Source organism: Alicyclobacillus herbarius DSM 13609 (genome assembly GCF_000430585.1).
In the GTDB taxonomy this organism is placed as follows: Bacteria; Bacillota; Bacilli; order Alicyclobacillales; family Alicyclobacillaceae; genus Alicyclobacillus_G; species Alicyclobacillus_G herbarius.
In genome coordinates this window covers 1-14145 of the sequence record NZ_AUMH01000036.1, presented here as the reverse complement: position 1 = coordinate 14145, position 14145 = coordinate 1, and the positions used below count along the sequence as shown (strand labels likewise).

The window sequence follows — 14145 nt, the reverse complement described above, 5'->3', positions numbered from 1 at the left end:
AGTCAGAGTGGGTCGTCCGAGAAAGAAAGTCTGCCTGAGCATGAGGCGCAGGATGTTGTAGCAGCGGTGAAAACCGATGCGAGAGCCTGCGAGAGTGCAAGGGTATAGGCTTTTCAGAACCCCCTGGCTTTAGCCATGGGGAGGTTCAGTTAAAATGGCGTTTCAAAAGTGCTCTACGCTACAACAAGTGGCCCGACTTCTCGAAGTCGATCCGTCCACAATATCCCGCAAATTGGCCAAATATCAGTCTATGGGGATTGTGCAGCTTCCTGATTCAGAGTGACTCATCTTAACCTGTGAACACGATTTTCGACCCTGTTCATGTTCTCTCGTAATCCCTCCCGTTCGTTCAATTCATTTGGTAGCTTACGTATAAGATAGAGCGGGATCGGGAACCGTGTTACAATGCATGTGGAAATATGAACCGGTGACATTGCACCACGCAAGCGAATGTCTTCTTTACGTGTTGTCGGTGATGTCGCGCCCTTCATCAAAAAGTGGCCATGGCCAGTCAGTACAGAAAGGCCATGCCACGATTACCTCCTCGCTCTCCGTTGACTTGTAGGAAGTCTGAGAAGACTCGTGTAAAGGATGTGATCCCTCTGAACACACGACTTACCGAGTTGTTGAACATTGAGGTACCGATTGTTCAAGGCGGCTTGGCGAATCTTGCCTATCACCAACTGGCGGCCGCGGTATCGAACGCGGGAGGCCTGGGACAAATCACAGCCACTTCCCTGCCCGGTCCCGAGGAGCTGCGTGAAGAGATTCGAAAGACACGCCAGCTTACGGATCGGCCTTTTGGCGTAAACATTGCCATCAGCCAACATAAAAGTGTTGATGCGTTCGTCGAGGTGCTTGTCGAGGAACGCGTCGCCGCCGTCTCACTGACCGGCGGGAATCCAGAACCTATCCTTCGCCGTTTACAGGACACCTCCATCAAAAAGCTGGTCCTCGTCAGCACAGTGAGGCAGGCCCAAAAGGCGGAATCCCTGGGAGCGGATGCGGTGATGGCGGTGGGTCAGGAAGGCGGCGGTCATATTGGCCGCGTAGATACGGGGACCATCGTCCTGGTGCCGCGCGTGGTGGAGTCCGTCCAAATTCCTGTCATCGCCAGCGGTGGCATTGCGGACGGTCGCGGGCTTCTCGCAGCACTCGCTCTGGGCGCGGAAGGGGTTGAGATGGGGACGCGGTTTGTCGCGACGCAGGAGTGTATCGCCCATGCGGCCTACAAAGAAGCACTCGTGAAGACCCAAGAGACGGATACGCAGATTATCAAGCGCAGCATCGGCGCTCCAGGGCGCGTGCTCCCTTCTGCCTGGGTGGACAAAATCCTTGCGGAAGAGGAGAAGGGTACCACGCCGGAAGACCTCTGGAGGCTCACGAGCGGGGAGCGCAATCGCCACGCCATTCTGGAAGGGCACATGGACGAGGGATTCGCTTGGGCCGGGCAATCGGTCGGACTTATCCGCGATGTCCCTTCCGTAGCGGAGCTAATCTCGGGCATCATTCGGGATGCAAACCGGATGTTCCAACGGCTGCAACAGGTGATGTAAAGGTGATGCGGCGACAGGCAGAGGTGGTCGTCATCGCCGCCACCCGGACACCCATCGGGAGGGTGGGCGGTAGTCTACGCACCGTGCCTCTCGAATGTCTGGCGGCAAGGACGATTCAAGCGGCCCTATCGGCAGTACAACTCCCGGGCAACGAAGTGAATGCCGTGATTCTCGGGAACGTCATTGGACCAGGTGGCAATATCGCCCGACTCGCCCTATTGGAAGCGGGATTGCCCGTCGAAGTGCCCGGCTACACCGTGGATATGCAGTGTGGATCGGGTCTGCAAGCCATTGTGCTGGCGGCGCAGTCTATCCTCACCGGGCAAACCAGATGCGTCCTAGCCGGTGGGGCTGAAAGTTGCAGCCGGGCCCCGTGGCGAATCGAAAAACCCGAGGATATGTACCGGGGACTGCCGCGCGTGTATGGCCGGGCTCGTTTTAGTCCTGCTCATTTGGGCGATCCGGACATGGGTGTGGCGGCCGAGAATGTGGCCCGCCGCTACGGGATCCCCCGCGAAGCACAGGACGCGTTCGCGTTATCAAGCCATCAAAAGGCGGTCAAGGCTGAGGAAGACGGCTTTTTTGATGCCCTCCGTGTGGCGGTAACAACCCCAACCGGCGAAATCGTTCGGCACGATGACTGCCCGCGTCCGGACACCAGCCTTGAACAGCTGCGCGCCCTCCCGCCGGTGTTCGTAGAAGGCGGGACGGTCACAGCCGGAAACGCCTGCCCCATCAACGATGGCGCGAGCATCTGCCTACTCACCACAGCCTCTTTTGCCAGAGAACTCGGGGTTCGTACAGCCCTGAAATATATCGATTCGACCCTTGTCGGGGTGGATCCGAACGTGCTTGGTATCGGGCCAGTGCCGGCCATTCGCACCCTGCTTGAGCGCACCGGATATCGTCTGGAGGATGTGGACCTCGTCGAGATCAATGAGGCGTTTGCCGCCCAGGTTCTGGCCTGTGTTGAGGAACTGCAGTTGCCGATGGAAAAACTGAATATTCACGGCGGGGCCATCGCTCTCGGACATCCGTACGGATCGTCCGGGGCCGTGTTGGTCACACACTTGTTTCATACCATGATGTGTCAATCCGACGCTCACCTGGGTCTTACTGCCTTAGGTGTGGGCGGAGGTTTGGGTATCGCCGCACTGTGGGAGAAGGTGGATTTAACCGGATGAGAATTGCCGATGGTGTACTGTGGAAAGCATCATGGGATGGGGCCAAGACGGCCCTCGTCATGGGAGAGGAGCGCTGGTCGTACGGTGCGCTGGCACAGGCGCTCATTCAGTATGGACACGCGTTTCGGCGCGATGGAGGCCGCCCGGGCGACATCGTGGCCCTGCACTTAGAAAACAGTCCTACGTACCTGGCTCTGTTCCTCGGTCTGGCCCATGCGGGGTTCATCGTCGCTCCGCTCAACCCGCGCTTACCTGAGGCGGAAACCGCCGCACTTTTACGCCACGTTGGACCACATTACATAGTGAGAGAAGAAAACGACCAATTTGTGGTCCTGCGATTTCCTTCCCGAACCCCATCGGAAACGACGGCGGTGCCCCTGGATTGTCTCTGCACTCCTGCGGAGAAACCCACCCCGATGAACCTGGACGAGGCGGACGCCTTGGAAAGCGGCTTGTCGGATGATGACCTGTTCTACCTGGGATTATCCTCAGGCACCACTGGGCACCCAAAGGGGATTTTTCGCAGTCACAAATCGTGGACGGAAAGCTTTTTTGGGATGACGTTGGAATTTCGAATGAACGCGGACACCTGCCTGCTCGTGCCAGGGCCATTCTGCTACTCGGCCTCCCTCATTGCCGCCCTGCACGGGTTGTTCATCGGCGCGACAGTTTACCTGGAGCGCCGGTTTAAAGCAGAGACGGCCGCGCGTCTTCTCACAGATGGACGGGTTGACGCGACATTCATGGTGCCGGCCATGTACCACAGTGTGCTTGAGGTTGTACAGACAACGTCGCCCATTCCCGGGGAAACTTCGGAGCGTGGGCCGGCGTGTACCACCGTTTCCCCCGCAGAGTCGAATTTGTCATCTAAATGTACGCCGAACAAGCGGGCGTCCCATCCACTCACCTGCATCAGTGCAGGAGACAAGCTGCCACCCCGACTGCGCCGAGCTTGGATGGAGAAATTCCCGACAACCCGATGGGTGGAATACTACGGATCTTCTGAGGTCGGTTTTATCTCCGTGGCTTCACCGTTTGACCGGAATCGAGCATCATCCGGTGAAGCAGGTTCAAACGCCGTCGGACGGCCATTTTTCCCAGCGCGGGTCAAGGTTATCGATGGTGAAATTCAAGTTAAAAGCGGGATGGGGTTTTCTGGATACGCGAGTTCCCCTCAAAACCTGGCGGATGCGATTTACCGTCCAAACGGATACCTGGCCCCCGGGGATAGGGGCTACTTGGACACGGAGCGCACCCTATACCTGATGGGACGCCAGGCTGACCTGATTATCTGTGGTGGCGTAAACATCTTCCCGGCCGAAATTGAACAAGAGGTTCTGCGCTTTCCCGGCGTGCGTGAAGCGTGCGTCATCGGCCTGCCCGATGAACGGCTCGGAGAGGTTCCCGGGTGTGTCGTCGTGTTCCAAGAGGACGGCCGTGACGTAGCAAACGGACGCCCCGATTCAGACACGCGCATCCAAGAGCTCATGCATTTCCTACGCCCTCGCCTACCTGGATACAAACGCCCCCGGCAGGTCTGGTGCTGGCCCACGCTGCCTCGCAACGCGGCAGGCAAGGTGAATCGGCGCGCCGTACGCACGGCCCTATTGAACCGGCCGCCTACCGAGCACGACTAATCGACAAAATACTTTTGCACCACCTGCCGCAGTTGAGGATAAATAGCCTGGCACCTATTCCCACTCCTCTCGGGAAAAAGGCTCTGTGATGACGCCGATTCTACGATGGCCAAGCTCCAGAAGGGGTCTCTTCGCGATGAGACCACCGATGAAATCGTCAATGGACACGGTATCGACCAGAATATTTTGGATGCCACGCGCGGTGAACTACATATTGAACTTTCTATCATGTTCAACTAGAATAGTACCTAACTAATATAAGTTAGGTTCCGAAAAAGGGGGTAAGTGCCTGATTGTCCACGAAAGATGCGTTGCTCGCAGCGGCCTGCAAGCATTTCGGTGAAGGGGGGTATAACGGCACTGCACTTGCGGTCATCGCACAATCCTGCGGGATTAAGACCCCTTCCATTTATGCTTTCTTCAAAAATAAAGATCACTTGTATCTGGAAGCTTTTCGCCATGTCCTAAAATCCCATTACGCCTTTTTAAAAACGCGGATGGAGGCGGCAGAAGATTGGCCCGCTGAGGATCGACTGTATTCAGTCATCCGCGGTCTGGTCGATTTCCACGAACAAGAAGTCGAAATGACCAGTTTCTTTAAGCAGGCATATCTCGTTCCGCCCCAACATCTCAAGGCAAAGATGAATGACATGTTTTGTGAGCACGAAAAGCTTCTCACCGATTTATTGACGAATCTCTTTCATCGCTTAATGGAAGAGGGTGCGATTGCGAAGAGAGATATTCAGGCCCTGCTGGCCGCCTTCTTCTGCTTGATGGACGGCGTGTTTCTTGAAATGTTTTATTATTCCAAAGAAGAATTTCACAATCGATTACAGATGATATGGCCTGTTTTTTGGGATGGATTGAAGAATTTCAATCAAGGGAGTGAAGCCATGTGGAAGAGAGAATAAAGAGCACAGATTATGAAAGGGAGCCAGTCCCGCAGGAGGAGAGACAAGCATGGTACCGCTTGAGTGCCGTGTGGATTGCGATTGGTATTGACTTGTCCTCGGTTCTCCTGGGGGTGCAAATTGGTAACGGGCTGCCGTTCGGTAAAGCACTTTTATCCGTCCTCGTAGGTTCGCTCATACTCGCGGTCATGAGTTCCGCTTGCGCTTATGTTGGTGCGGCTTCTGGACTGTCCACTGCTTTGCTGACGCGGCAACTATTTGGAGAGTACGGGGCGAAACTCATTTCCTTAATCCTTGGCGTCTCGCTGTTGGGCTGGTTCGGCGTACAAGCTGGATTTTTTGCGGAAAACGCGCATGAAGTGACGCGCACCGTCTTTGGTTTGCATTGGAACGTGCAGCTGTTGGCGGTCATCGGCGGCTTATTGATGATGACAACGGCCATTTACGGGTATCGCTCAATTGAAAAACTAAGTGTCATCGCTGTCCCGTTGCTTGTCATCTTCATATTCGTCGCGATTGTCATAGCAGCCAAACAAAAGGGTTGGGCAGCGCTCCATCACCATCCCGTCCAGACTCTTTCATTCGGCACGGCGGTGTCCCTTGTCATTGGCATTTTCGTTGTAGGCGCTGTGATTTCTCCTGACATTGCTCGGTGGGCTCGAACAAAATTCGATGCGATTCTCGCGGCGTTTTTCGGATTTCTTATCGGCAACAGCTTTATGCTCATCGTGGCCATTATCCTTTCCAAGCTTACGAACAAAAGTAACCTGACGGAGATCTTTATCGGACTGGGATTGGGAATTCCGGCTATCATTGTGCTTACGCTCGCTCAATGGACGACGAACACGACCAACCTGTATTCATCGAGTCTTGATTTCTCCGTTGTCTTTCCCAAGGTGTCCAAAAAGTTGATTGCCCTTGTGGCCGGACTGATTGCCACGTTCCTGGCGTATTTAGGAATTTTTGACCACTTCATTACGTTTTTGTCCATCATCACGACGTTGATCTCACCCATCGGCGGTATTTATGTCGGCGAATATTTCTTTATCGATGCCTCACGCTTCATCTTTACCGAAACAAAAGGGCAAAGGTTTGTCATCCGTTCGATGATAAGCTGGATCATCGCTTCCTTGGTTGCATTGGCGACCACTCCCGTTCCCGGTGGCTTTGGTTTGTTCACATTAACAACGGTCCCGGCGTTGGACGGTTTTCTTGCCGCAGCTATCATCCAGATTGCTGTCGGACTCGCCGTGCGGTCAAACGCCGCGGATACGGCGGATGCTGCAAGAGCTGAGTAAAGAATGGTGAAAAGAAGAGGTGTAACAGCATGAAAGAGATTGACCAACAGGCCATTGAACATATTGCCGCCGGCGCCACTCTGCTCGGGACGGGCGGAGGTGGAGACCCCTATATCGGCAAACTGATGGCATTACAAGCTGTTCAAAAGTATGGGCCGGTGCCGCTCATGAAACCGGAAGATCTCGCGCCAGACGACCTTGTCGTCCCGATTTCTATGATTGGTGCGCCTACAGTATTAATGGAAAAAATTCCATCTGGACGAGAGATGGTGAAGATACTCGAGTTGATGGAAGCTCATACGGGAAAACGGGCGGCTGCGGTGATGCCGATAGAGATTGGTGGCGTGAATTCGCTGATCCCGATTGCGGTCGCTGCCGAAAAGGGGTTACCCGTCGTCGACGCCGACGCCATGGGCCGGGCGTTTCCCGAAGCGCAAATGGTCTCCTTTTATTTGGACGGCCTCGTTCCGAACCCAGTGACGATGGCTGATGAGAAGGGAAACACAGTTCTGTTCAATCCCATCGACGCAGTTTGGTCGGAACGGCTGGCGCGGAGTTTGACGATTCAGATGGGTGCATCGGCCGCTATGAGCGACTTTGCATTGACGGCCAGCCAAGTATTGCAAAGCGGGATTTTGTACACGTTGTCGCTCACCGAAGACGTTGGCCGCACCATTCTAACGGCGCAACGAGAAAGCCGTTCACCCATTCCAGAGCTCTTGAAAAAACTGAACGGATATCTGCTCTTTTCCGGCAAGATTGCCGATGTGATTCGCAGATTGGAAGGTGGGTTTACGAAGGGAGAGGCCCACGTCGAAAGCTTGTCGAAAGACGGAGGAAGTGTGACGCTTTACTTCCAAAACGAGTATCTCCTAGTACGGATGGATAACGGCCGGGTGTTGGCGTCTACGCCAGACTTAATTGTTGCCCTTGACAACGATACCGGAACACCGCTGACGAGCGACCGGTTGAAATATGGGATGCGCATCGATATCCTCGCCTTTCCTGCCCATTCGAAATGGCGCACGCCGAAAGGCATTGAAGTCGCGGGGCCGAGATATTTCGGATATGACATCGATTACCGTCCTGTCGAAGAACGGATGGCGGCAGAATCAACGACGAGCAACGTGTGAACGAAGGAGATGAGAAAATTGAGTGAATATCGCATTGGCATCGACGTCGGCGGGACAAACACGGATGCGGTCATCCTGGACGCGGATAACCAAGTCATTGCTGAAGTGAAAACAGCGACAACCGAAGACGTGACGACCGGGATCGAACGAGCTTTGGGATCCGTCCTTGACTTAGCAAAGATTGATCGGAGCGAGGTCAAGTATGCCATGCTCGGCACTACGCACTGCACGAATGCTATCGTGGAGCGCAAACGCCTAAACCGGGTTGGCATCATTCGTATCGGGGCCCCGGCCACACTTGCCGTCGAACCGCTGACGGGCATTCCGGAGGACCTGACGGCAAGCTTCTCCCATCACGTCTTGACTGTCGAGGGCGGACACGAGTTCGACGGCCGCGAGATTGTTCCACTCGATGAAAAGAGTATTTATGCATTTGCGGAAGCGCTCAAAGGAAAAATCGACGCCGCGGCCGTCACTTCCGTCTTCTCTCCCGTTTCCCGCACCCACGAGGAGCGGGCAGAGGCGATTTTGAAAGAGGTGCTTGGGGAGCAATTTCCTGTCTCTCTGTCGCACAAAATCGGCAGTATTGGGCTGTTGGAAAGGGAGAACGCGACGATTTTGAACGCCGCCCTCATCGGTGTGGCTGTACGCACAGTGCGAGGCTTTGAGGAGGCATTACGCAAAGAAGGCGTCTGTGCCCAGATCTTTTTTGGCCAAAACGACGGCACGCTCATGTCGAAGGATTACGCCGTTCAGTATCCCATCTTCATGATTGCGTGCGGGCCAACGAACAGTTTGCGCGGCGCCTCCTCGTTAACCGGGCTAGAGAATGCGATTATCGTCGATGTTGGTGGAACGACGACGGATATCGGCGTCATCGCCAAAGGCTTTCCGAGAGAATCGGCAGTGGCCGTCGAAATCGGCGGGGTGCGCACCAACTTCCGCATGCCAGACCTCGTCTCTGTCGGAATTGGAGGCGGTACGGTCATTCGCATTCACGAGGACGGAAGTTTCACCATCGGGCCGAACAGCGTCGGTTACCAACTAACGGAAAAGGCACTCGTCTTTGGTGGCGACACGCTCACCTTCACCGACGTCGCGGTCGCTCTCGGCTGTGCGGAGATTGGAGACCGCACTCGCGTCGAACATTTGGACCGAGCACTCTTGGAATCCATTTATCAGGCGGCTGTTGAAAAGATTGAAGGAGCAATTGACCGCATGAAAGTGAGTTCCGCCTCTGTGCCCGTTGTCCTGACGGGTGGCGGTAGCATTCTCTTGCCCGACAATTTGAAAGGCGCTTCCCGCGTCGTGCGTCCTGCGCATTATAACGTAGCCAATGCCATTGGCGCGGCGATTGCGCAAGTGAGCGGCGAAATCGAGCGCGTCTATTCACTCGAAAAGACGGCAAGAAAAGACGCGTTGGAAGACGCCAAGCGGCAAGCCCTAGAAAACGCGATCCGCGCGGGCGCCCGGCCGGAAACCTGCCAAATCGTTGACGTGGAAGACATTCCGCTCGCTTATCTGCCAGGAAACGCGACCCGAATCAAAGTGAAAGCCGCCGGAGATTTGGCTCCGGTTTGACAGCACCCTTGATTTGATGTGGGTTTGTAGGCTCAAGTTTGTACCACACGCACTTTAGCCCCGCATGGATGCGGGGCTCATAATCGGCGTTAGACTCAACCTTCCCGGTTGTTCGATTCTAGTCCGTCCGCCGAACGCATTACGAGTTCCCCAGCGCCAATCTCGATACTAAAAATCCGGTGGAGATTTATGTCATCTCCACCGGATCGTTTATATGAAAAAGGTAGTGTCCCGTCAAGACCAGTTATATGATGTCAAGTCCGTTATCGAGTTTCAAGAACGATGAAAGGAAGTGATGTTTAAGGGCGCATTTAAGTAAGCCTGTGAAAGACAGACTAACAATCTAAATATGCGGTTAAAAGTTAAAATCAGATTTTATGCGATTGGTTCATACGGCTTCCGGTCTCGCAGCACGGCATGGATGATGTATGTTCGCTTGCGTGCGACGGCACCTGTAGCTGCCATGGGATGCTTGCCTTCGGCTCGCTTCTGTTCATAAAAATCTCGGAGTATTGGGTTATACGTTTTAGCGGTACTGGCGGCCAGCCAAATTGCCCGTCGAAGGTATGGTGAGCCACGTTTTGACATTCGATTACGTGTTCCGTTGAATTGACCAGACTGTCGTACAGTTGGGTCGATTCCAGCATAGGCAACGAGTTTCACTCCGGTCGGAAACCTGGAAATATCACCGATTTCACCAAGAATCGCAGCGGCTAAAACAGGACCAATACCTGGGATAGTCACTAGGTTACTATCGACTGACTCCAATCGCTTTACAATTTCAGCGTTGAGACATTCGAGCTGCTCCTCAGTGAACCGAATTTGTTGCAGAAGCAGACGCAATTGTCTGGCGTCGTGTATTCCATAAGCAACTCGGAGGACGTTTTGCCAAATAGGTCAGAAAACACTCGTTCATACTCGGGGAATAGCATGTCCAGGATACGGATGACTTGCCGTTTCAGGTCGGAAATCGTGTCAACCAGACTAAACCGAAACCGGCTCAATTGGCGTAAGGCAACGATTTCTTCACTCGCCAATTCAGTCGTTGTATATCGGCCGAAGTGCAGCACCTCAGCGATGATGAAAGCATCCTTGGCATCATTCTTGGTTTGCCGAATGTACATGTTGCGAAATGCATCCGATTGAATCGGGTTGATGACATGGGGCCGGAGCCCATGTTTACGTAAGAATGAATGCAGAGCAAGCCAGTAGTGGCCAGTAGCCTCCATGGCTACATGGGTCGATGTTAAATTCGGATCGACTGCACGCATCCACTGAATTAGCTTCTGGCCACCGACCTGGTTGTTTGAGAAGCGTAGAGTCTTTTGCTGGACTTTTCCGTTCACGTGATAATGCAAGCTTCATGATTACGTTTGCCAATATCAATCCCGACAAAATACACGAAAAAATACCTCCATTGGCGGGTCCCAGAAACCTTACGAGCTACAAACTAGTACTACATTCGCAGAGGAAGCCAAACTCGCCTCCCAACATCCAGCAGCATAACGTCCGATGCCAGCAACGTTCGGTCTGGCTTTAGCTTCGCCATGGACTCCAGACCGAAGTAGCGTCGAGACACTAGCCGCTCTTCATGCTGCTCCTGCAGGATGGCCCCCATGAGGCGCACCACGGACTCTCGATTCAGGAAGATTCCGACGACGTCCATCCGCCGCCTCATTTCTCGGTTTAGCCGCTCCAGCGGATTGGTGGAGCAGATCTGCCGCCAGTGCTCGCCAGGCAGCGCCATGAACGCCAACACGTTATCCTCGGCCTCCTGAAGGATTTGCATCGCCTTCGGGAACTTGTTCTCCAATTGCTTCATCACGTTCCGTAGTTGCGCCCTGGCTGCCTCTTGCGTGGGTTGTGCGAAGATCGTGCGGATGATGGCCGCCACCATCGACTGCTGCTTCTTCGGCACCTGGCTGAGTACGTTGCGGATGGTGTGCACCTTGCATCGCTGCCACCCAGCGCCCGTCAACACCTCCGAGATGGCCTGCCGAAGCCCAAGATGAGCATCGCTGACCACGAGCTTGACGCCCCGCAGACCACGTTCCTTCAGGGCCCTCAAAAACTCGGTTCAGAACGCCCCATCTTCACTGGTCCCCACATCGAATTCTATGGTAAGCAAGTACAAAGCGACCACCAACTCGAAGCATAACTACCCGGTACATGAGAATGTGTTAAACCAGACATTTGTTGCACAGAGGCCGGGACAAGTGTGGATGGCAGATATCACGTACGTTCCGAGCGCCGAAGGGTGGCTGTATGTGGCAAGTCTGATGGACTTGTATACCCGTAAAATTGTCGGATGGCATGCAGATTCGAGGATGACCAAAGAACTCGTCATGCTGGCCCTGGAGCAAGCATATCAACGTCAGAGACCGGATGGGCCAGTGCTCCATCACTCGGATCGTGGGAGCCAATACGCATCACACGAATACCAAGCACGATTGAAATCCTACGGGATGATATGCAGCATGAGCCGAAAAGGCAATTGCTACGACAACGCCTGTATCGAATCGTTCCACAGTGTCATCAAGCGTGAACTGGTGTACCTGGAGAAATTTGAAACTCGGGAACAAGCGAAGAAGTGCATTTTCGAGTATATCGAATCCGTGTACAACGGCGAACGGATCCACTCGTCGATTGGATACATGACGCCGGTGGAATTTGAACGAAGGTATTACCAATTACATGAAAGCAAAGCAAGTTAAGCGGGGTTATGACAGTACATATCTGAATGTTCACTTTAAGTTTTTCTCGATTTGGTGTGTCCAATCTATTGACATAGCACCACTGTTGCGAGATTCCTAGCCGAGGTTGGGGACCTCTCCGCCTACGACCATCTCAGGCAGATTCAGAAGCTGGCGGGGCTTAACCTGAGGGAAAACAGTTCTGGTAAGCACAAGGGACAGACGAAGATCAGCAGACGGGGACGCCCGAAGCTTCGGTCACTTCTGTGTGAACGTCATTGAACATCCCGCTTTATGCACGTTGACGGCTCCGGCTAGCACCCGTCGCGGCCCCTTACAAATGGCCATTTCCGCCTCTGGAACGGATCCGGCTGAGGCGGCCAGGCTGCACCACATTCTGGAGCAGGACTTGGAACAAGGAACCAGCCCCTTCCAGAAGGAGTTGCTGAAGTTCCATGTGAAGCGTTAAACATGACATTTATCTCTCGAATGCGTGTCACAATGACCTCGGCTCTCCCGTCTAATCTGTTGGTGTCGGAAATCATTCGCGGATATGAAAGGGAATCCAACCGGCACTCTAATCCGATTAGACTGAGGAGGAGTTTTCATGAGAAAGAAGTTGTTGACGTTCGCCACTGCTTGTGCATTGACCAGCTTCCCGCTGACAGCGTTTGCCGCGACATCATCCCAAGGTAACGAAGAAACCATCACAACCAATAAGGATATAACCCAACACGCGGCAAACATGACTTATTACGGGAACTATAGTGGTGAGACAGTCTCAGTTGGAGCTCGTATCCGAACGGGGCCCGCAACCCCTTATCCCACGGTTAAAATTCTGCCTGGCAACCGCACGGTGCACTTTACGAAAGTCACGCAGGGGCAGATGGTTGGGGGAACCAATGCGTGGTATTTTGATGCGGCAGATAACGGCTGGATTTCTTTCAGTGCGCTGAAATGGGTAAGTTACCCGGGCGTTTTTGTTTACTACGGTAGTCCCGGACCTTTTGTTGAGGAGGTTCAGTATAAACTGAACCAACTTGGATATTCTTCTGGCACCGTAGATGGAATTTTTGGTACGAAAACACTGAATGCAGTCCGCGCATTCCAAAAGGCCCATGGACTCACTGTGGATGGCATCGTAGGACCTGTGACGTGGAGTAAACTATTTCCGAAATAACGACTGTGTTCATTGAGTGACAGGAAAATGCTCCTGTCACTCAGATTGTTAATAAAGAGGCGCGTCGTTGTCCCCGAGTTCGACAGTTGGTAGTACACGAGATCCCGGGAAGGCTTGTGAATCAATGCTTCCCGGGACCTGTGGATAACTCGTGTAGTAACTACAGTCCAAGTGGCGTGTTGAATTGAACATCTAGGATCCGCCGAGGTTCTGCTATCTTGAGGGATTCAAGGATTTGTCGATGAATCTCGGTTGTCTCCGTACGCTGTACCACGATGCCGTTTGCCGTCTTTTGTGTACTTGGTGCTAGTCTCAAAAGTGGACACAGCGAATCGAGAATGTAAGAATATAGTCGATTCGAGGTGTCGAAACCGATGGCTCAGCAGTATGACAAGGATTCAAGTTGAACGTCGTTCAAATGGTCCTGGAACAGGGAAAGCCTGCGGCGCAGGTGGCGCGAGCACTTGGGATCTCGCCGAAGACCGTGTATGGCTGGGTCGCCAAGTACAAGGAAGATCCGGAGCATCCCTTTGTGGGCAGTGGTCACCTACGGCCCGAGGCCCAGACCATCCGCGACCTGGAGCGCGAGATCCGCGAGCTTCGTGAGGAAAACGCCATTTTAAAAAAGCCATTTGCTTCTTTGCTGTGTACCGCATAATAAAAGTGCAGAATACCGCAGCGTAAAAATGCAGAATCGCTGCGGCGCCTGCGGATAGTGAATAGGCACTTGCAACACCACTCTTCTAAATCTACCCTAATCGACGCCTGGGTGATTGCAGACCATTTGCGGTTTGGCCGACTGCCACAAGCCATGACAGATACTGCCCAATACGAAGCGTTGCAAAGACTCACTCGCACCCGCTTCCATCTCGTTCAGACGATTACTCGGGACAAGACGTTTTTCCTGAATCAGTTGTTTCTCAAGTTCAGCGGTCTTCGCCAGGACAGCCCGTTTTCGAGCACCTTCGGTGC

Annotated in this window: 10 protein-coding genes and 5 pseudogenes; 13 read left to right on the top strand and 2 right to left on the bottom strand. The window is 53.7% G+C overall.

The window, feature by feature from the left end:
* Positions 1 to 602 precede the first annotated feature (602 nt).
* The 7 genes from H522_RS0115655 to H522_RS0115620 all read left to right on the top strand — a co-directional run bounded on the left by H522_RS0115655 (position 603) and on the right by H522_RS0115620 (position 9300).
* Positions 603 to 1556 (top strand): NAD(P)H-dependent flavin oxidoreductase, encoded by a 954-nt coding sequence (locus H522_RS0115655; RefSeq protein ID WP_026963042.1) that lies wholly within the window; start codon positions 603 to 605, stop codon positions 1554 to 1556.
* Positions 1557 to 1561: 5 nt separating this feature from the next.
* Positions 1562 to 2740 carry a thiolase family protein gene (locus H522_RS0115650; protein ID WP_035454424.1) on the top strand — a complete coding sequence of 393 codons (1179 nt, stop codon included), beginning with the start codon at positions 1562 to 1564 and terminating at the stop codon, positions 2738 to 2740.
* A complete protein-coding gene (locus H522_RS0115645) occupies positions 2737 to 4377 on the top strand; it encodes a class I adenylate-forming enzyme family protein (RefSeq protein ID WP_026963040.1) in 1641 nt (546 codons plus the stop codon). The genes H522_RS0115650 and H522_RS0115645 overlap by 4 nt, the downstream gene beginning before the upstream one ends.
* Before the next feature lie 293 nt (positions 4378 to 4670).
* Complete coding sequence (locus tag H522_RS0115635; protein WP_026963039.1) at positions 4671 to 5288, top strand: TetR/AcrR family transcriptional regulator; 618 nt, start codon at positions 4671 to 4673, stop codon at positions 5286 to 5288.
* Complete coding sequence (locus H522_RS19910; RefSeq protein WP_051344357.1) at positions 5273 to 6586, top strand: cytosine permease; 1314 nt, start codon at positions 5273 to 5275, stop codon at positions 6584 to 6586. The genes H522_RS0115635 and H522_RS19910 overlap by 16 nt, the downstream gene beginning before the upstream one ends.
* Before the next feature lie 29 nt (positions 6587 to 6615).
* Complete coding sequence (locus H522_RS0115625; RefSeq protein WP_026963038.1) at positions 6616 to 7719, top strand: S-methyl thiohydantoin desulfurase family protein; 1104 nt, start codon at positions 6616 to 6618, stop codon at positions 7717 to 7719.
* 18 nt (positions 7720 to 7737) lie between these two features.
* Positions 7738 to 9300 (top strand): hydantoinase/oxoprolinase N-terminal domain-containing protein, encoded by a 1563-nt coding sequence (locus tag H522_RS0115620; protein WP_026963037.1) that lies wholly within the window; start codon positions 7738 to 7740, stop codon positions 9298 to 9300.
* A gap of 375 nt (positions 9301 to 9675) precedes the next feature.
* Here H522_RS0115620 and H522_RS19905 read toward each other — a convergent pair.
* Positions 9676 to 10702 (bottom strand): annotated as a pseudogene (locus tag H522_RS19905) (IS110 family RNA-guided transposase).
* Positions 10703 to 10756: 54 nt separating this feature from the next.
* Positions 10757 to 11413 (bottom strand): annotated as a pseudogene (locus H522_RS19900) (IS256 family transposase); the annotation flags it as partial.
* A 13-nt stretch (positions 11414 to 11426) separates the two neighbouring features.
* Between H522_RS19900 and H522_RS0115605 the strand changes: the two are divergent.
* The 6 genes and pseudogenes from H522_RS0115605 to H522_RS21250 all read left to right on the top strand — a co-directional run.
* Positions 11427 to 12014: pseudogene (locus H522_RS0115605) on the top strand (IS3 family transposase); the annotation flags it as partial.
* Positions 12015 to 12095: 81 nt separating this feature from the next.
* Positions 12096 to 12260, top strand: a pseudogene (locus H522_RS21260) (IS110 family transposase); the annotation flags it as partial.
* A 1-nt stretch (position 12261) separates the two neighbouring features.
* Positions 12262 to 12462, top strand: a complete 201-nt coding sequence (locus tag H522_RS0115600; protein ID WP_026963035.1) for a hypothetical protein — start codon at positions 12262 to 12264, stop codon at positions 12460 to 12462.
* Positions 12463 to 12600: 138 nt separating this feature from the next.
* Positions 12601 to 13173 carry a peptidoglycan-binding domain-containing protein gene (locus H522_RS21970; protein WP_026963034.1) on the top strand — a complete coding sequence of 191 codons (573 nt, stop codon included), beginning with the start codon at positions 12601 to 12603 and terminating at the stop codon, positions 13171 to 13173.
* A 403-nt stretch (positions 13174 to 13576) separates the two neighbouring features.
* Entirely contained in the window at positions 13577 to 13831 is a 255-nt protein-coding gene (locus tag H522_RS19895; protein WP_245578152.1) for a transposase, read from the top strand.
* A gap of 87 nt (positions 13832 to 13918) precedes the next feature.
* Positions 13919 to 14145, top strand: a pseudogene (locus tag H522_RS21250) (IS110 family transposase); the annotation flags it as partial.